Below are 15,488 nucleotides of genomic sequence, written 5' to 3'. Positions count from 1 at the left end.
GATGCAACCGGATCGCGCGTTGCCCTCCAAGTGTTGAGGTTTAGCGATAATCCGGCCACCTTGTGTAACGGTTTACAAATACTAACGAAGCCTAGTTTCTGTTATTTATAACAAAACATGGTCCCATAGCTCAGCTGGATAGAGTGCTCGCCTCCGAAGCGAGAGGTCGCTGGTTCGAATCCAGCTGGGACCACCATTAAAATCATAAGTTTTTGAAATTAAGTGTTTAATTTGAATTTTTTGGAAACTTTTCAATACGGTTTCCTAGATTCACACTTTGTTCTCCTCCAGAAAGAATGCTGATTTGATCAGCAGCGCGCGTGTAGTGTGCTATCTCTGCGAGGCTGACGTGGCCAGTCCAAGCTCCTATCTGATGAGTCGTAGCACCAATCTCTGCAAGTGCAGCGGCACGGGCAGCGCGTAGGCCATGGGCGGTGCAGTGTGTGGGAAGGCCTGCCTCTGTGGCGATCCTGCTCATCCATTGTGATAGACCTTTTATGCTGCGGGGCTTTCCGGATTCGGTCACAATCCATTGAATTCGATCAGATGGTACACATGCCATAAAGTGGGCGTGGTCTTCTGAAAGTCCGCGGCACCATTCAGGCAGGTTGTTGATTGGACATGTGGCAGGACCTCCTGTTTTACTCTGTACGAAGTTGAGCCATCCGTCCTTCACCATCTGCGTGCCGAGGCGCACAGCATCGACGCAGCGTGCACCAGTCCAATATATCACTTCCATTGCGGTGCGCTGCGGCGTTCCAATGGGCCAGTAGACGCGGAACATCTCGATCTCTTGTGGCGTCCATTGGTGGTGGGAAATGGTCACGCTTTTGGGCGCGCTTACGTCACGGGCAGGGTTGCTATCTATCAGGCCTTCATCGACAGCAAAGCGCAGCATCGCACGCCACGCCTTGAGCCGGTTTGATGCTGCGCCGGGTGTCAGGCTTCGCACGTCCTTCCGGATGTGATCAGAGCGCAAATCGTGGATCATGCCCGCGCCACGTTCTATGCTGATTTTGTCGATGATACGGCGGCGCACAGATCGAGTGCCAGGAGAATCCTTCATGTATTCTCCTGAGCTCAGATATTGAGTGCACAAGGCCGCAATCGAGCCAGCTTTGTTTCTAGCCTTAGGAGCTAAATCGGCACCCTCGGCGGCAGCGTAAGCAGCTAGAAAGGTCGGGTGGTTCTCTGGCAGATTCGGCAACTTTACAAACCCACCCTTCACGCGTCGGTAGATGTACTGCTTACCATTGGGCTTAGTGACGACCTTAATATCCTTCAGTCTTCGAACACCTTGTCGCATGTATTTTCCTCTGATTTTCCCTCATAGGGCAACGAGTCAGCATAAGCGTCAAGGTCATAGCGGTCATAGACCCGTTTACTGCCCATCGGTTTGCGCGGGATGCTCGTGGTACGTAGCGTGCTTTCAGACACGCCAAGATAGTGCGCTGCCTGCGGCGCGGGCATCAAACGGGGTGGAAAATCACGGGTTACGGGCATGGGGAGGCATTTCATCATGAGTGCGATCATGCGGTGTGCGGCCAGCTGCCTTTTTGCCAATCTTTGACATCAGTTGGTCCTGCCTTTTGATCCTGCATTCACAGTAGCCAAAGCGTCGACCATCATGGTGTGGCTTTGTTTCAGCCTCTCCTGAAGTTCCAACAGAGGAAGCTCTGTATGTGACCAGTGCATTGCCGCCGCATCGATTAAGAGCGCAGCCGCGTCAGTTGGTGAAGGCTCTAGCGCGCTTGCTAGCGTGGCAAGTTGAGCTATGTTTTTTGAGGCTTCCATCAGGCATCGCCCCGCATAATCACGGGCACCCAAGCATCTATCGTGGCGATCTGCGCGCGGGACAGGACAAGAGCCTCCTGTACTGATGTATCGTTGAATAGGGCTTCCAGCTCTTTGGCCTTGTCGCCCTTTTTGAGCTTCTGGAACCGCGCCATTTCGGCGTCACCTTCATCGTCCTGAATAACCAGTTCGCGCCATGTGCTATCCATTGAGGGCACGCTGCAGGCTTTAAAGTGATTGTCGGCGGTGGGTGTCCAGACATCGCGGGGGCTGACGTCCAGCGCCTCCATAAGGGAAAGGTTGATAGGGCTGCCCCAAGGCTGGTTGAGCGTGCGCGCCAGCGCCAATGCCAACGTTTTGTTGCGGTGCGCTTTGCCTAGTTTCTTGAATTCTGTGAATGCCTCAAATGGAGAGTTCGTCAGCGGTTCAACGCCACCCTTTGATAGGCGTGTATCTATCCGGACCTCATCTGTGCAGCTGGGGGTGTTGGGCTGTTCGTTGTCTTGGATGTTGAACGTGGCGCTATAGCTGGGGATGTCGTGGCTAAGCTGGAAGGCTAGAAGTTCTAGCATGAGGTCGGGCTTGTCGATCATCTTCTTTTGTAGTGCCAGGAGTTGAATGCGGCGCAGATCGTCCATACCGCCTTGGGTGATTGGCGGTTTGCTGGGAACCTGCGTTGCGGTGCCGTCCGCTGAGGTGTCTGCGTTGCCATTGGCGGCGCGGGGCAGGTAGGGGCCTTCTGTTTGCAGGTCACCTTTGTGGTCAACGTAGGCAAAGGTGACGCCGCGTGCGACGTCGTCGTCGCTGTAGGTGCCCATGGTGCGTTCGTGTAGTTCTTGGATGCGGGCATACTCTTGGCTGGTCATGTCGTCACCGTCTGCTTCGCGGTGTTCCAGTTTGGCAAGCTCTGAGGCGTCTGCCTTTGGCAAGTCGATGGGAACGCGGGTGGGGCGGGTCATTTCTTGGGTGTGAGTGTAGCTGACGTGCGTTTCAAAGGTCGGGATGGTCTTGGCGTAGCCGTGTTCGGCATTGATACGTTCGGCGGCGGTGGTGAGCTTCGCCTCAAACAGGTTTTTCAGCAGCGTCTCATCCGAAAAAATCATGTGATCGCTGAACAGATCCTCGACCACGGTGCCGCCTTCCATGGTGTAGAGGTCAGGCCCTACAAAGATGGCGCGGCGGTCGTCGCCATTTACGCGATCGGTGAGGATCTCACGCTTGAGGTTCCCGATATGCCAGTGAGGGTGTTTAATTGCGGTTTCGAGCATGACAGTGTGCTGTTCGGGGCTGTTGCAAAGGGTCAGCGCGGCGGCGTGATCAAGGGTGATTTCATCTGCGCGCAGCGCGGTTAGCGTGGCATCCGGCAGATTGGCCAGTTTTAACCGGCGATTGACGTGGGCCACCGTGCAACCAAAGGCACGCGCAATTGCAACGTGATCACTGCTACTGTCAACCATGGCGCCATAGGCGCGGATCTCGTCAGCGGGGTGTAGGGGGCGTTGTGTTGCAGCCTCTGCGCCAGCCCAGCTGAGCGCAAGTGTGGGATCAGTGGTATTGATCACCGGAATTTGTGTCAGGTCGATTTGCATACCACCTTCAAAATCGGACGGGTGATCTGCAATGTGTTGGAGTGCAGCAAGTCTGCGCCCGCCGGCGACGATCCCCAAGCCAATTTGGGCGGGATCAATGTATCCACTGAGGTTTTGAAGTAGGCCTACGGTGGAAATGGATTGCGCTAGGCCAATAATATCAGCCTGATCGTGCGATTGTCGCGGGTTCATGCTGTGCTGATAGAGGCTGTCCAGCGGGACGGTTGTGGTTGTTTCTGCGATATTTGCGTGCGCGTTCATGCTGGTAGTCCTTGCTAAACTGATCTGAGGGTGAGGGTTTCGGTCTGGATCATTGCTGCCGACACAGCAGAGCAATTGCTTGCGCGCAGGGTGATTTCACCGATGCGCGCGACCTCGCCTGAGATATCGTGTTGTGCGAAAAGCTGGATTGCGACGGAGCGAATGATGCCGCTAAGTGGTGTTGTGTCGGGTATCTGCACATGTTGCTCGGTGACGGTGCCGTCGCACATCAGCAGCGTGACGTGCATCTGCATCATTTGGGCGGGCAGGTGGCGCGGTTGGCGCCATCCAAAGAGGGTTGCAAGATACTGTTTCATGCTGTGCCGTCTCCTGTTCTGTTACGTGCGCCGCCAATTTCGATTGCCTATGGCGCGGGTTGTTCAGCTTTGATGATTTCACGCACGAAGGTTGATTTTCTGAGGGTGTTCGGATTACGCGAGAACCGTTCAATCGTATCGCAGGCGGTTGCGAGGGCGGTTGTGCTGTGCTGTGTCACATCGGCCAGCACGCCCATGGCATCCCGAACGGCGCACTCTTGATCAATGAGGCGGGATTGGGTTGTGCAGGTCATGCCGCATCGCCGCCATGCGGACCCATCGTATGGCCGATGGTGAGTGCATGATTGCATACGCGTTGTTTGATGCGGATCTGACGGGGGACGTTTTGGGGTGTGGTTTCGTCCAGAGCGGTTTCGATCTGTTCGCGGGTGTCTGCAATGGTTTTCGCAGTGACTGGTACGCGGTGGGTGTCGAGTAAGGTGTAGGCCATGCTGTTTAGGCTGATTGCGTTGTTCCGTGCAGTCATCATTGCCGCCCACGCCGCGGCGCGAAGGATCGGTTGATCAGTGAAATCATTGGGATTTGTTATGATGTGATGGGCGGATTGGGTTCGATTTGAAGTCTCTAAATTCATGACGTATCCTCGTCTAGTCGGGTCAAATATGGGCCATTCGTACATCTATTTTAATAGATAATCAATATGAATATCCAAAATAATAGATGTATTTGTCGCGCTGACGTGGAATCAAGCTGACGAAAGCCAGCACAAAGCAGTTGGACTTGTTGATGTTCTTGGTTCTTTCGTATGGGTGCTGGATCTTTAAGAGCAAGAAAGGATGACCCTTGGACATTTTGGAGCGATCTCATTCGATCGGAATTTTGCGGGAGGATCTCATTCGGCAAGGTCTGACGTTGGAGCTGGTTGAGGACTATTCGCGTATTTCTGAGATGATGGAATTGTCTGGGAAGGATCATCTTTCTCCCTTCACGTCGCCGGAATTCAATGACTTTACGGCTGGGAATTGTATTTGGCTGTGTCTGCATGACGCAGATGGTCCGGTGGTGATGGGGGCTGCGCGACTGGAGGATCTACGCGGTGAGACGTTAGATCGGTATTGGCCCCGCATTTTCCGCCGAGGCTACCTTGATGGTGGGATGCAGCGGATTGAGAATGTTAGTCCGGCGATATCAAGTGTCGTCCAGGGCCGGCTGGTCTATTTTGGCGATCTATTTGTTGCGAAGCGCTTAAGGCCATCTCTCGTGATCTTGCAGAGCTTCACGGCAATCGGACACCTGCTGTGTTCCTTAAAATGGGAGCCAGACTGGATCTATTGTTTTTTGCGGAGGCGCGATGCTGCGAGAGGCGCCGCCTTTCAGTATGGCTTCAGTGTGGTCGAGCGCCAGCCCTATCGCTGGGTCGGTGATCCACCGGAAGGTAGAAGCAACGATGAATGCGCCGCGTTCCTTCCTGCACGCAGTTTAGAAGGGTCCGTTCGGTCAGTGATCGAAGTTGTACAATCGGGAAAGGGTGGGCCATTAAGTGCGGAAGCAATAATTGAACGTAAAGGCAGCTCCCGCACTGTCGGTGAGGCGAGCTAGTACCCGAATGTAATCAACCTTAATCCGGTGGGGTTCGCTTGGCATTGGGCTGTTGATTTCTTCGGGCGTGGCAAAGCAATGCTTCGTGTTGTTGATACTGTGGTCGCGAATTGTATTTCTCAGGAGATCAGAACCGACCAATTCATCGAGTACTTTTTGCAGATTTGCTGTGCTAGGGCTTGGCATCATTTGAGCGGAGAGGCTGTTCTTCCCTTGTGATATCAAAGTTAAGGTGGTGTCCGCTTCGGATGCTGGATGGTAGAGGTCAGCCATAGGTAAAAGGTCGGAAAACCCTTCAATTCTTCCGCCTGTCGATCTGAAGCGTTCAATCACCATGTTGGGTGTTGGCCTGTCGTCGAAGTTTTGACCTACAAGGTAATCAAGCGGAATTCCGAGTAGATCAGCGACACGCTTCATTCCGAATAAGCCTGGGCCCGCTTTTGCAGTATCTACAGATGCGTTGTTTAACATGTTGCCAAGCGTTTTTTCGCCGAGCGCGGCGTCCATCGAGAGCTTGCTGACGGACTTGGAGTAGGGTGAACTATCGATGGCTCGCTTTAAGTTTTTTCGAAATACAAACATGTCAACGCTCCAGATTTCCTAAATTAAGGAAATCATAAACTTAAGTTTGACACAACCCTAACCGTCGCAATACCAACTTATGGTAGTATCAAACCTTGGAGCCAGCATTGGATATTTCGTTAGAAGAGCTAGTTTTGAGAATTTCGCAATTGAATGAAGAAGAGGTTCGCGACACTTTGAGGCTGGTGAGCGATGGCGATCAACGCTTGATCAATGCCAAGATATTGTCGCGCTGCTCTGGACGAGATTCGAACAGTGATATCAGCTCTTCGGTTTCAGACGATATATGAAAGCCAAAAACAACATACGCAAAGGATATGTTGTTTGCGCGACATATGTTTGCAAGCTTTTTTGTGCCAGGGTCGGCACTTCCCGCAACGATCGAATGAACATAGCCAGTTGATGCGCCAGCCTTCTGAGAGGCGGCAGCATAGCTGATGCCATTGTCTTTCAGTGCTGAGGCGAGGCGCAGTCGCATTGCAGCGATGTCGTAGGATTCAATCATGGTCACAGTATCTATTTTAACGGATAAAATTGCACTCCCTTTATTTTGGATGTTGGCTTCGTCTATTAAAATAGATATAGCGGTTTTATGGATGAGGAAATCAAACGTAAAAATCAGACGCTGACGGAACATGCCGTAAAGGTATTGCTCGCACGAGTTGAAGGCGTTTTGAAGCGGCGAAATATGGCTGAAAGCTACTTTGGCAAGCGTGCATTGGGTGATGACAAGAGTATCGGAAGGTTGCGTGAAAACCGCCTGACAATTCGTAAGGCGGTACTGTTGGAGCGCTATATTGATGCTTGTGATCTTGAGGATGGGTTGCCTGTAGGTGATGGCGCTGCCGAAGAAGCAGCATGAAAATTCAAATGCAACATCAGGAAGGGGCTGCGGTTTATTCTGCTAGAGTTTTCGCCGTTCCGCTGGCGCGCGTGGGTGTTCCTTTGCCCAGTCGCCGACTGATGTGCAGTGCGCGCAAATCCTCGGGGGATGGGGTTGCGTGCGCGGGGGGCGGTGCGGTGTGGGGACGCTGTGCCGCTCCTCAACAAGATTTCCACGGCCTTTTCTCCTCCAGAGGCAATGATCGTGGGAATACCTGGTGTGCGCGGCGTGTTCGTCGTGCGCACCGCCTCCCTGTCAACTGGCCGCGTGTTCCTATTCGGGCACGCGGCCTTTTTTTGTTGGGAGCTGCGGCAGCATGATTGGTCAGATGGTCACCATTGGCGAATGCACGCTGTATCACGGTGACGCGTTAGATATCCTGCCGGATCTGCGCGGCTGTGCTGATCTGATCGTTAGTGATCCGCCCTATAAGTTGACCTCTGGCGGCACCGGATCGGCCGCGATGGGCGGCAAGTTTGATGATGAGGTTTATGACAACACCGGACTGTTTATGGATGTTGTGAAATGGGCTGAAATTGGCGGGCCGTTGTATCGTGCGCTTAAGGCGAATGGCGATTGTTACATCATGTGCGAGGACAAGAACCTATTCGCGGCGCATGGCGGTTTTCTAGGGGCAGGGTTCAAATACCACGGCCTGTTGAGCTGGGATAAGATCAGCCCTTCGCGGTCCCGATATTACATGAAGCACGAAGAATTCACTTTGTTCCTTTGGAAGGGCAAGGCCCGCGACATCAACCATGGCGGCGATAAGCGCGGGCAGACAATGCCGCGCCCCAAAGATGCGGTGCATCCGACACAAAAGCCCGTCGAGCTGATGGCGATGTATGTGCGCAATTCCTCTGAGCCCAGTCAATGCGTTCTCGATCCCTTCATGGGGTCGGGCACGACATTGGTTGCTGCCGTTCAAGAGGGGCGCTGCGCGATCGGGATTGAGAAAGATTTAGCGCATTTCGAAGCGGGCTGCCTGCGTGCGCAGACAGCTGTGGTTGCACGTGAGGAGAGTTTGAATGGGTGATTTTCAAAGGCTAGCTAAGCAAACGTTTGCGGCTGGGTGTGCCGAGGTGCTCCACTGATGGTCACCTATAATGTTCAAAAAAACCTAGCACGCGCTGTAATCTTTGGCGAAAAAGCGTCTGTTCTTAAGCCACATCAAAAGCGCAAACACGCCGCTGAGGGTGATTTGTTGCACATCGATTGCGGCAACCTGCCGCCTGATTATGCCAAGTCAGAGGGCTATCATCGCCTGATGGTGGTCCGGTGCTGTCTGTCGATCCCCGTGACGATCACTGAGGGCGGCTTTTTACGCGACGGGGTGCCAGACGCGCATGGGCATCGTTTGGATCTGATGGCCAGAGCTGAGGGTTTTGATCGGTTCACAGCCTTACAGCTGCACTACGACAGAATGAGTGGCCTGCCATGGGAAGGTCAGTTGCTGCGCTGGAAGCCTGCGGAAGCCGAGTTTCGGGCGCAGTGGCCTTTGCTTGAAAAGGTCGCAGTTGCTGAAAGTGATGGGGAAGTTGGGTCATGAGGTTTGCGGGACCGGAACATATGGATGCTGGCGGCGCTCCAAGGCTGGTTGATACGGGAGGTCTGGAAGTTTACCCGATCGCGTCAACCGAGCGGCTTGATTCTCATTATTTCGTTCAGTTCAATCACGCACGATACGACCGCAGCAACTTTCGCAAGAAGGCTTATCGCGATCCCGAAGTTGGGTTTTTCGGTATGGAACTGTTCTGGAAAGCGCATGGTGAGACGCCTTTGGGTACGCTGCCAGCAGATGATGACAGCCTCGCGTTCTTGTTGGGGGTGCCGCTGGAAAAGTGGATTTCATTGAAGCAGCGCACGTTCAGCCCGCTGTACAATTGGCATCCTGTGCAATGTGACAATGGCGAAATCCGCTTGGCCCATCCAGTTGTTCAGGAGGTGATGACAGCCGCCCTGCATGGCCATCAGGAACATAAGGCCAGCAATGAAAGTAAAGCTGTGGACGCGCGCCGTAGGCGGCTGGTTGGTGTGCTGCGGGAATGTGGCTGTGGTCCCGATCTTTGCAAGGATGAGTATGCGGTCGGGTGGTTGGATGACTGGCTGCTGGAGCATCACAATGGGCAGCGCCGGATGCCTCAGTTTCAGCATTCGATCGCGCGCGCGCTCAAGGCTGCGGCAGCGGAGAGTGTTTTGGGGCGTTCGCGCCCTTCGGGCTGAATTCATTGAATAATTTCGGCAACCTGTGGGTGGAACAGAACGGAACAGTTCCGAACAGAATAGAACTGTTCCAGACATAAGAGAGGAAATGAAATGAGAGAATAGAAAAGGAGAGTGTGGATCGCTCAGACTTGAACGGTTGGCCTGTGGATAAGTTGGAATTGCTGAGAAAAGGGGAAGTGAGAATGGACGCAGTGGCGCAAAAGATTGGTGAGCAGCAAGTGCGGGAGTTGTTGATTGAACCATTGGAGCGGTTGGGATTGGTGAAGCCCTCACTCTTGAACAAGATCAAGTTTGACGAAATGAAAACCGAGATTTGCCAACGATTGGCCTACATGAATGCGCTAAGCCTTGGTGGGCTTTGCGAGGAGTTGGCTGGCTGCGGCGGTGGGCCCCAACGGGATAGGTTCCCTTTGGCGACGGTTGTGTTGCCACTTGCCATGAAACACCAGCCGCCCGTCGGTGATGCATCGCCATTGATGCGGGCGGTGTTTGCGCATTCTGTTGGTGAGGCGGCGCTGAGTGGCGGCTACGCGCCAGAGTTGATGAAGTGGCTGCGTGAAAATCGCAAGTTCCCTGGTGGATATGTGTTGGGGCAGATCAGCGAGATGGGCCGAAGCGCGGCACGCCGTGCCGAAGGGGTAAGAGCTGACCGTGAGGCGGGGCGCGACCTGAGTGATGTGGATGCGTCTTGGTTGGAGCGTCGCATCAGTGCAGAAAAACGATGTGAAGATGCGCGTGAGCTGGGTCTGGCTGAAAAGGCCAAGGCATGATGGTGGCACGACGAATGGTTTTGGCCGCGCCGCGTAGTCGCGTGAAAGTGCCTGATGAGGTGGGTCGTGTGCGGCAAGAGATCAGCATCCAGCGGTTGTTGGAGTGGGCATTTGCGGATGAATGCGCGTCTGTTGATTTCGAGGACGAAGGGACGCTAGCACAGGGTTTTGGCCAGTCGGGCAATGCTCACCGGATGCTTGAGCGGGGCAGGTTGGGTTGCCGTATCGATGGTGGTGGGCGGTCTGATCCACACCCCGACGCTGATTTGGTAGCCGCGGCGGTTGCTGTGCTGCCGGAAGGATGCGGCGGGCGGTCGATGGCTGTACAGATTGCTGAGCTGTCGCGCACGCGGCGTGTGCCGGATGCGTTGGTGGGTAGGCAAACGCGGTGCGTTCCTGTGGCTACACGTCAGAATATGCACGGGACTTGGGGTGTCACTGAGACGATTGGCGTTGTGGTGGACTGCTCTGGGCGAAAGGTGAAGCGGCATGATGTGATGGTGTGCCCGGTGACCTACACGCTGTCCGATGTACATATAGCCCGTGCAAGGCGTAACTACTTGCAGTGGCGATTGGCGTTAGTTGAATTGCGTCAAACCTTTGTAAATTATAACAATATGTCCCGTTGGCTGGTGTCCGATAGATTGCCTACAATGCGGCCTTGGCAAAATAGTATTTGACGAATAAATGATGACCCCCTAGACACAGTGCCAACACCACATCAGCGCCCGCCAAGGTTAATCCTCGGCGGGCGCTTTGCGTTCTAGGTGGGAGGTTCCCATGCATTTGTCGGGCTAAAGCCCTGAGTGGAAGGTAACGCACAGATGGGCCGATTAAAGGTTACTGGCTCAGCGCTGAGTGTCCGGCGCGCTCCATTGCAGGCGGCACCTGGTGAACAGGCTCGTAGCCGTAGCCGCGATCAGGCTCAACCATGGCGCGCTTGGTACAAGACAGCACGCTGGCGCAAACTGCGGCGGGAAGTGCTTAAGCGTGACGGATATAAGTGCAAGCAGACAGGTCAGCCGCTTGTGGGCAAGTATCCAGCGGACAATAGCGCAGTGGTCGACCACATCATTCCGCATCGTGGAGATCCGGTGCTGTTCTGGGATGAGCAGAACCTGCAGTCAGTGACGTCGGGATGGCACAACAGCACGAAACAAAGCTTGGAGCGGCGCGGTCTGGCATGAAGGGGGGTGGGTCAAAAGTCCACAACCGCCAAGCCTGTAGACCCGCCTCCATAACATTGAGGGATTTTTTTCTTGAGCGACGGTGATTTTGACCTGTTTGGCGACCCAGTGCGGTTGCCAGGGGGGCGGCGTGGGCGTCCCGCTCATATAGCGACTCAAGAAAATCGTAATAAAACCATCATGTTAGTAGCTATGGGGTGGAGCAATGAGCGCATTGCAGCAGCTTTACATGTCTCTCAACCCACGCTGAGACGGTATTACTTTTCAGAGTTGAACGCTCGGCTTGTTCAGAGAGATCGGTTGGATGCTCAGCGTCTCATGGTTGTTTGGAAGGCTGCGGATGCTGGCAATGTAGGAGCGATGAGGTTGTTTAATCAGATGGTTGAGAAAAACGATTTGATGATTACTGAAGCGCAACTGCGTGCGCGCGGGATCGACAAGAACGCGCCAAAGCCGGGTAAGAAACAAGTGAATCAAGAGGCCTCGGCCAGTGCAGAAGAACGTATCAAGGCCCGCGTGACAGAGGAGGCAAATAGTGCTCGACAGCATTGATGACATGCCACGGTTCTCTTGCCTTGATTGGTGGGAAAAGCTGCAAGCCGGCGAAACACCGATGGCTGATGTGCCGATTGATCAGGATCGCGCCGCCGAAGCATTGGCGTTTTTCAATCAGCTCCGGTTGCCTGATGTTGTTGGAAGTCCAGCGCTGCAAGACGCCTGCGGAGAATGGTTCAAGGACATATTGGTCGCCTTTCTCGCTAGTTCTGATCCAATCACGTCAAAACGGATTGTTTGGGAACTTCTGTGCATGGTGCCCAAGAAGAGCTCGAAAACAACCTACAGCGCAGGCCTCGGCTTGACGGCCCTCTATCTTGAAGAAACGCCAAATGCGCAGATGTTGATTGTCGCGCCTAGCCAGAATATTTCCACACGTTGCTTTGATCAGGCGCAGGCAATGATCCGGCAAGATCCGGACCTGAACGCAATCTTTCAGATCATCGACCACAAAAAACGGATAGTGCGCCGCAAAACAGGTGCGAAGCTGGACGTTAAGACGTTCGATACAGGCATCATCACTGGCGAAATTCCAGTGTTGACGATCATCGACGAGCTGCATGAACTGGGTAAGAAGAAGGACGCCTTTGGTGTCATGCAGCAGATCCGAGGCGGGGGCATCACAAAGACTGGCGGTCAAATCCTGATGATCACAACCCAGTCGGACAAAGAACCAACAGGGGTCTGGAAAGCTGAGCTTTTGAAGGCTCGCAAAATCCGTGACGGTAAGGCGGGCAATAGCTCAATCATGCTGCCTATTCTGTATGAATTCCCGCAGGCTGTTCAGAAGGACGAGGCGTTTTGGCGCGACATGACAAACTGGCATCTGGTGTTGCCGAACCTTGGGTTCTCCATCGATGTGGAGCGTCTTGAAGCTGACTATCAGAACAATGGTTCTCAATCACCCGAAGCTGAGCAAATCTGGATCAGTCAACATCTGAATGTTGAGATCGGCCTCGGGTTTCACAGTAATCGTTGGGTTGCTGCTGATTATTGGGATGATTGCGCGATCGAGGGGCTAACCCTGACAGAATTGATTGCGCGCTGTGACGTTGCTGTGGTCGGCGGTGACATGGGAGGCGCGGACGATCTTGCATCTTTGAACGTGACCGGGCGCTGCTTGGAGACAAAAGCGCGTTTGACCTGGTCAAAGGCGTGGTGTGTCTCTGGGGTTTTGGAGCGCAGACAGGAGATTGCAACCAAACTACTTGATCTACAGCAGTCAGGCAATTTGGTGATTGACGATGACACTGACCTGCATGTGCAGGAGATGGCAGACGTCTGCGATCAGGTTCGCGCCGCAGGTATTATGCCTGACAAAGGGGGCATCGGCCTCGATCCATGGGGCGTTGCGGCCTTGCTGGATGAGCTGCGGGAGCGCGGTTACGATCTCGAACAGATTGAAGGCGTCGGGCAGGGCTTCCGGCTGAACGGAGCTATCAAAGGGATCGAGCGCCGGCTGCTGAACGGCACGATGCTGCATGGCGGTCAGCCGATAATGACCTGGTGCATGGGGAATGCAAAAGCAGAAGCACGCGGCAACAACATCATGATCACAAAGGAGAGGGCGGGAGTGGCAAAAATTGACCCCCTGATTGCGATGTTCAACAGCGCGCAGCTGATGGATCAGAACCCCGAAGCGCCATCCACGAAGATCGATGACTTCCTGAGCAATCCGGTGATGGTTATATGATCAAAGTTGTTAAAGCGGTTGTGCGGGCGGTACGCAACGAACTGCAAACTGGTGAATCGGGGTGGGTGAGTACATCGGCATCGGACGCTCTGATGTCGAGTGGATACAGCTCTAAAGCGGGTCAATCCGTGACGGCAAAATCATCTCTTGAGATTTCTGCAGCTTATGACTGCGTGCGGAAAACTTCGCAGTTGATCGGGACATTGCCGCTGACGATGTACGAGCGAACATCTGATGGCGGCAAACGTCCTGTTGAGACAGAGCTTTCAGATATCTTGCGCCATCAACCCAACAGTGGCCAGACGGGCGTCGAGCACTGGGAGGGTCAGGTTGCCGCAATGGCGTTGAAGGGGAATAGTTACGCTGAAAAGTTAGAAATTGGTAATAGATTAGTTGGCTTACGGCCTATGTTTAACGTTACGCCTGAAGCTGACGGGAGCAACGGAAAGCTGAAGTATGTGGTCCTTGATCGGGGCAAAAAATACTATCTCCCAGCCGAAAAGATGTTCCATTTGCGCGGCTTTGGTGCGGGCGACGGGATGGGGCTATCGGCTATCAAATACGGGGCAAATTCAATTGGTGCCGCGTTGGCTGCTGATGAAACTGCGGGTCGCGTGTTCTCAAATTCGATGATGCCCTCAGGATTGATCACAAGCGAGCAAACCTTGAATGCAGAGCAACGCCCGCAGATCCAAGACATGTTGAGCAAATACGTGGGTTCTTCGAGGGCCGGAAAAACGCTCATTCTGGAAGCTGGCCTGAATTACAAGCAGATCCAAATGAACCCCGAGGATGCGCAACTGTTGGAGACGCGGCGCTTTAATGTTGAAGATGTCTGTCGTTGGTTTGGTGTGCCGCCAATTATCGTTGGCCATGCGTCCGAAGGCCAAACCATGTGGGGCAGCGGGATTGAAGCAATCATGCTGTCGTGGCTGACATTGGGGATCAATCCACTTCTGACGCGGATCGAAGCACGGATCTTGCGGGATCTCATCCCTGCAAAGGATCAGCGGCGTTACTTCTTTGAGTTCAACCGCGAGGCGATGCTTCAAATGGACAGCCAAGCCAAAGGTGACTTCCTGCTAAAAATGCGAATGGGCGGCTTTATGTCCGGTGATGAAGGTCGTGACAAACTCAATCTCCCCCGTCGCGGCGGTTCGAATGATGATCTGATTGTTCAAACATCGCTGACGCCGGTTGATCTTCTCGGAAAGGGTAACAAATGACAAAACGCAACCTGCCAAAAGTGGATATGAACGCGCGACCCGGTGTGAAATCTGATTTTTCACAACAGGCGCTGAGCCGATGGAATCCTGATGTGAAAGCGTCGGTTTCCAATGAAGGTTCGATCTCAATTATCGATCCGATCGGGGAGAATTGGTACGGCGACGGCGTCACGGCAAAGCGCATTGCAGGCGCGCTGCGCGAAATCGGAAATGACGACATCGTGGTGAATATCAATTCACCGGGCGGTGACTTTTTCGAGGGGCTTGCGATCTACAATCTGCTGCGGGAACACAGCGGCAAGGTCACGGTGAAAGTCCTGGGCATTGCGGCGTCGGCTGCATCGGTTATCGCAATGGCGGCGGATGAGGTGCAAATTGCACGCGCTTCATTCTTGATGATCCATAATACATGGGTCTGTTCATGTGGCGATCGTCATGCCTTGCGCGATGTGGCTGATTGGCTTGAGCCTTTTGATAATGCCGCTGTGGATATTTACGCTGCGCGCACCGGATTGCCGAGCGCCGAACTTGCAACGATGTGCGATCGCGAAACATGGATCGGTGGCGCGGCTGCTGTCGAAAAGGGTTTTGCTGATGCGTTGTTGGCCTCTGATGAGGTGGACAGCAGCCTATCGAATGCCTCGCTTACAGAGGTTGGGGCACAAAAGAAACTCGATGTGGCACTGGCCTGTGGTCACAGCCTCCCGAAATCCGAGCGGCGTAAACTCTACGCTGCCCTGAAAGGGGGCACGTCACGCGCTGCCCCATCCGGCACGTCTAGCGCTGCCGTTGAAACGTTCGCCGCATTAGCGCTGACGAAACTCGAATCTCTCTGAGGATAACAA

The 15,488-nt window shown here is 53.9% G+C and carries 21 protein-coding genes and 1 tRNA gene; 13 read left to right on the top strand and 9 right to left on the bottom strand.

All coding sequences use genetic code 11. The features are described 5' to 3' along the window. Window positions 1-119: 119 nt before the first annotated feature. A tRNA-Arg gene (locus V7775_RS15350) sits at window positions 120-196 on the top strand. Between the two features lie 30 nt (window positions 197-226). Here V7775_RS15350 and V7775_RS15345 read toward each other — a convergent pair. The 7 genes from V7775_RS15345 to V7775_RS15315 all read right to left on the bottom strand — a co-directional run bounded on the left by V7775_RS15345 (window position 227) and on the right by V7775_RS15315 (window position 4,556). Further along, on the bottom strand, window positions 227-1,066 hold the full coding sequence (locus V7775_RS15345; RefSeq protein ID WP_335752788.1) for a tyrosine-type recombinase/integrase: 840 nt from the start codon (window positions 1,064-1,066) through the stop codon (window positions 227-229). A gap of 215 nt (window positions 1,067-1,281) precedes the next feature. Continuing rightward, window positions 1,282-1,521, bottom strand: a complete 240-nt coding sequence (locus V7775_RS15340; protein ID WP_335752787.1) for a DNA-binding protein — start codon at window positions 1,519-1,521, stop codon at window positions 1,282-1,284. Window positions 1,522-1,572: 51 nt separating this feature from the next. After that, window positions 1,573-1,794 carry a hypothetical protein gene (locus tag V7775_RS15335; RefSeq protein WP_335752786.1) on the bottom strand — a complete coding sequence of 74 codons (222 nt, stop codon included), beginning with the start codon at window positions 1,792-1,794 and terminating at the stop codon, window positions 1,573-1,575. Beyond that, window positions 1,794-3,644 (bottom strand): ParB/RepB/Spo0J family partition protein, encoded by a 1,851-nt coding sequence (locus tag V7775_RS15330; RefSeq protein ID WP_335752785.1) that lies wholly within the window; start codon window positions 3,642-3,644, stop codon window positions 1,794-1,796. Before V7775_RS15330 ends, V7775_RS15335 begins: the two co-directional genes overlap by 1 nt. Before the next feature lie 14 nt (window positions 3,645-3,658). Then, window positions 3,659-3,961 (bottom strand): hypothetical protein, encoded by a 303-nt coding sequence (locus V7775_RS15325; protein WP_335752784.1) that lies wholly within the window; start codon window positions 3,959-3,961, stop codon window positions 3,659-3,661. Window positions 3,962-4,008: 47 nt separating this feature from the next. Continuing rightward, window positions 4,009-4,215: a hypothetical protein gene (locus V7775_RS15320; protein ID WP_335752783.1), complete on the bottom strand. Its 207-nt coding sequence runs from the start codon at window positions 4,213-4,215 to the stop codon at window positions 4,009-4,011. Beyond that, window positions 4,212-4,556, bottom strand: coding sequence for a hypothetical protein (locus V7775_RS15315; RefSeq protein ID WP_335752782.1), 345 nt, complete (start codon window positions 4,554-4,556; stop codon window positions 4,212-4,214). Before V7775_RS15315 ends, V7775_RS15320 begins: the two co-directional genes overlap by 4 nt. A 209-nt stretch (window positions 4,557-4,765) precedes the next feature. Between V7775_RS15315 and V7775_RS15310 the strand changes: the two genes are divergently transcribed. Beyond that, on the top strand, window positions 4,766-5,521 hold the full coding sequence (locus V7775_RS15310; protein WP_335752781.1) for a hypothetical protein: 756 nt from the start codon (window positions 4,766-4,768) through the stop codon (window positions 5,519-5,521). On the opposite strand, the gene V7775_RS15305 is transcribed toward V7775_RS15310, so the two are convergent. Both V7775_RS15305 and V7775_RS15300 read right to left on the bottom strand, forming a co-directional pair. Beyond that, window positions 5,459-6,103: a hypothetical protein gene (locus V7775_RS15305; RefSeq protein ID WP_335752780.1), complete on the bottom strand. Its 645-nt coding sequence runs from the start codon at window positions 6,101-6,103 to the stop codon at window positions 5,459-5,461. The genes V7775_RS15310 and V7775_RS15305 overlap by 63 nt on opposite strands. A gap of 199 nt (window positions 6,104-6,302) precedes the next feature. Continuing rightward, complete coding sequence (locus tag V7775_RS15300) at window positions 6,303-6,740, bottom strand: helix-turn-helix domain-containing protein (protein ID WP_335752779.1); 438 nt, start codon at window positions 6,738-6,740, stop codon at window positions 6,303-6,305. Window positions 6,741-6,791: 51 nt separating this feature from the next. On the opposite strand from V7775_RS15300, the gene V7775_RS15295 reads away from it, so the two are divergent. The 11 genes from V7775_RS15295 to V7775_RS15245 all read left to right on the top strand — a co-directional run bounded on the left by V7775_RS15295 (window position 6,792) and on the right by V7775_RS15245 (window position 15,479). Then, a complete protein-coding gene (locus V7775_RS15295; RefSeq protein WP_335752778.1) occupies window positions 6,792-6,965 on the top strand; it encodes a hypothetical protein in 174 nt (57 codons plus the stop codon). Between the two features lie 337 nt (window positions 6,966-7,302). Beyond that, the gene (locus V7775_RS15290; protein WP_335752777.1) at window positions 7,303-8,022 is read left to right on the top strand and encodes a DNA-methyltransferase; all 720 of its coding nucleotides are present in this window, start codon (window positions 7,303-7,305) and stop codon (window positions 8,020-8,022) included. Window positions 8,023-8,079: 57 nt separating this feature from the next. Then, on the top strand, window positions 8,080-8,535 hold the full coding sequence (locus tag V7775_RS15285) for a hypothetical protein (protein ID WP_335752776.1): 456 nt from the start codon (window positions 8,080-8,082) through the stop codon (window positions 8,533-8,535). Then, window positions 8,532-9,209, top strand: coding sequence for a hypothetical protein (locus V7775_RS15280; RefSeq protein WP_335752775.1), 678 nt, complete (start codon window positions 8,532-8,534; stop codon window positions 9,207-9,209). The genes V7775_RS15285 and V7775_RS15280 overlap by 4 nt, the downstream gene beginning before the upstream one ends. A 116-nt stretch (window positions 9,210-9,325) precedes the next feature. Further along, on the top strand, window positions 9,326-9,982 hold the full coding sequence (locus tag V7775_RS15275) for a hypothetical protein (protein WP_335752774.1): 657 nt from the start codon (window positions 9,326-9,328) through the stop codon (window positions 9,980-9,982). Further along, window positions 9,979-10,662: a hypothetical protein gene (locus tag V7775_RS15270; RefSeq protein WP_335752773.1), complete on the top strand. Its 684-nt coding sequence runs from the start codon at window positions 9,979-9,981 to the stop codon at window positions 10,660-10,662. The genes V7775_RS15275 and V7775_RS15270 overlap by 4 nt, the downstream gene beginning before the upstream one ends. Before the next feature lie 144 nt (window positions 10,663-10,806). Beyond that, the gene (locus V7775_RS15265; RefSeq protein WP_335752772.1) at window positions 10,807-11,169 is read left to right on the top strand and encodes an HNH endonuclease; all 363 of its coding nucleotides are present in this window, start codon (window positions 10,807-10,809) and stop codon (window positions 11,167-11,169) included. 72 nt (window positions 11,170-11,241) lie between these two features. Further along, a complete protein-coding gene (locus tag V7775_RS15260; RefSeq protein ID WP_335752771.1) occupies window positions 11,242-11,721 on the top strand; it encodes a hypothetical protein in 480 nt (159 codons plus the stop codon). Then, window positions 11,705-13,417: a terminase TerL endonuclease subunit gene (locus V7775_RS15255; RefSeq protein WP_335752770.1), complete on the top strand. Its 1,713-nt coding sequence runs from the start codon at window positions 11,705-11,707 to the stop codon at window positions 13,415-13,417. Before V7775_RS15260 ends, V7775_RS15255 begins: the two co-directional genes overlap by 17 nt. Continuing rightward, entirely contained in the window at window positions 13,414-14,643 is a 1,230-nt protein-coding gene (locus V7775_RS15250; RefSeq protein WP_335752769.1) for a phage portal protein, read from the top strand. The genes V7775_RS15255 and V7775_RS15250 overlap by 4 nt, the downstream gene beginning before the upstream one ends. Beyond that, a complete protein-coding gene (locus V7775_RS15245; RefSeq protein ID WP_335752768.1) occupies window positions 14,640-15,479 on the top strand; it encodes a head maturation protease, ClpP-related in 840 nt (279 codons plus the stop codon). Before V7775_RS15250 ends, V7775_RS15245 begins: the two co-directional genes overlap by 4 nt. Window positions 15,480-15,488: the final 9 nt, after the last annotated feature.

The sequence above is a fragment of the Sulfitobacter sp. genome, assembly GCF_036960155.1.
GTDB lineage: Bacteria > Pseudomonadota > Alphaproteobacteria > Rhodobacterales > Rhodobacteraceae > Sulfitobacter.
This window is presented reverse-complemented; position numbering and strand designations above follow the sequence as displayed.

Excerpts from the sequence above, each read along its gene's own strand:
- V7775_RS15345 (WP_335752788.1), bottom strand. The coding sequence starts at position 1,066 with ATGAAGGATTCTCCTGGCACTCGATCTGTGCGCCGCCGTATCATCGAC.
- V7775_RS15340 (WP_335752787.1), bottom strand. The coding sequence starts at position 1,521 with ATGATGAAATGCCTCCCCATGCCCGTAACCCGTGATTTTCCACCCCGT.
- V7775_RS15335 (WP_335752786.1), bottom strand. The coding sequence starts at position 1,794 with ATGGAAGCCTCAAAAAACATAGCTCAACTTGCCACGCTAGCAAGCGCG.
- V7775_RS15330 (WP_335752785.1), bottom strand. The coding sequence starts at position 3,644 with ATGAACGCGCACGCAAATATCGCAGAAACAACCACAACCGTCCCGCTG.
- V7775_RS15325 (WP_335752784.1), bottom strand. The coding sequence starts at position 3,961 with ATGAAACAGTATCTTGCAACCCTCTTTGGATGGCGCCAACCGCGCCAC.
- V7775_RS15320 (WP_335752783.1), bottom strand. The coding sequence starts at position 4,215 with ATGACCTGCACAACCCAATCCCGCCTCATTGATCAAGAGTGCGCCGTT.
- V7775_RS15315 (WP_335752782.1), bottom strand. The coding sequence starts at position 4,556 with ATGAATTTAGAGACTTCAAATCGAACCCAATCCGCCCATCACATCATA.
- V7775_RS15305 (WP_335752780.1), bottom strand. The coding sequence starts at position 6,103 with ATGTTTGTATTTCGAAAAAACTTAAAGCGAGCCATCGATAGTTCACCC.
- V7775_RS15300 (WP_335752779.1), bottom strand. The coding sequence starts at position 6,740 with ATGTTCCGTCAGCGTCTGATTTTTACGTTTGATTTCCTCATCCATAAA.
- V7775_RS15295 (WP_335752778.1), top strand. The coding sequence starts at position 6,792 with ATGGCTGAAAGCTACTTTGGCAAGCGTGCATTGGGTGATGACAAGAGT.
- V7775_RS15290 (WP_335752777.1), top strand. The coding sequence starts at position 7,303 with ATGATTGGTCAGATGGTCACCATTGGCGAATGCACGCTGTATCACGGT.
- V7775_RS15285 (WP_335752776.1), top strand. The coding sequence starts at position 8,080 with ATGGTCACCTATAATGTTCAAAAAAACCTAGCACGCGCTGTAATCTTT.
- V7775_RS15280 (WP_335752775.1), top strand. The coding sequence starts at position 8,532 with ATGAGGTTTGCGGGACCGGAACATATGGATGCTGGCGGCGCTCCAAGG.
- V7775_RS15270 (WP_335752773.1), top strand. The coding sequence starts at position 9,979 with ATGATGGTGGCACGACGAATGGTTTTGGCCGCGCCGCGTAGTCGCGTG.
- V7775_RS15265 (WP_335752772.1), top strand. The coding sequence starts at position 10,807 with ATGGGCCGATTAAAGGTTACTGGCTCAGCGCTGAGTGTCCGGCGCGCT.
- V7775_RS15250 (WP_335752769.1), top strand. The coding sequence starts at position 13,414 with ATGATCAAAGTTGTTAAAGCGGTTGTGCGGGCGGTACGCAACGAACTG.
- V7775_RS15245 (WP_335752768.1), top strand. The coding sequence starts at position 14,640 with ATGACAAAACGCAACCTGCCAAAAGTGGATATGAACGCGCGACCCGGT.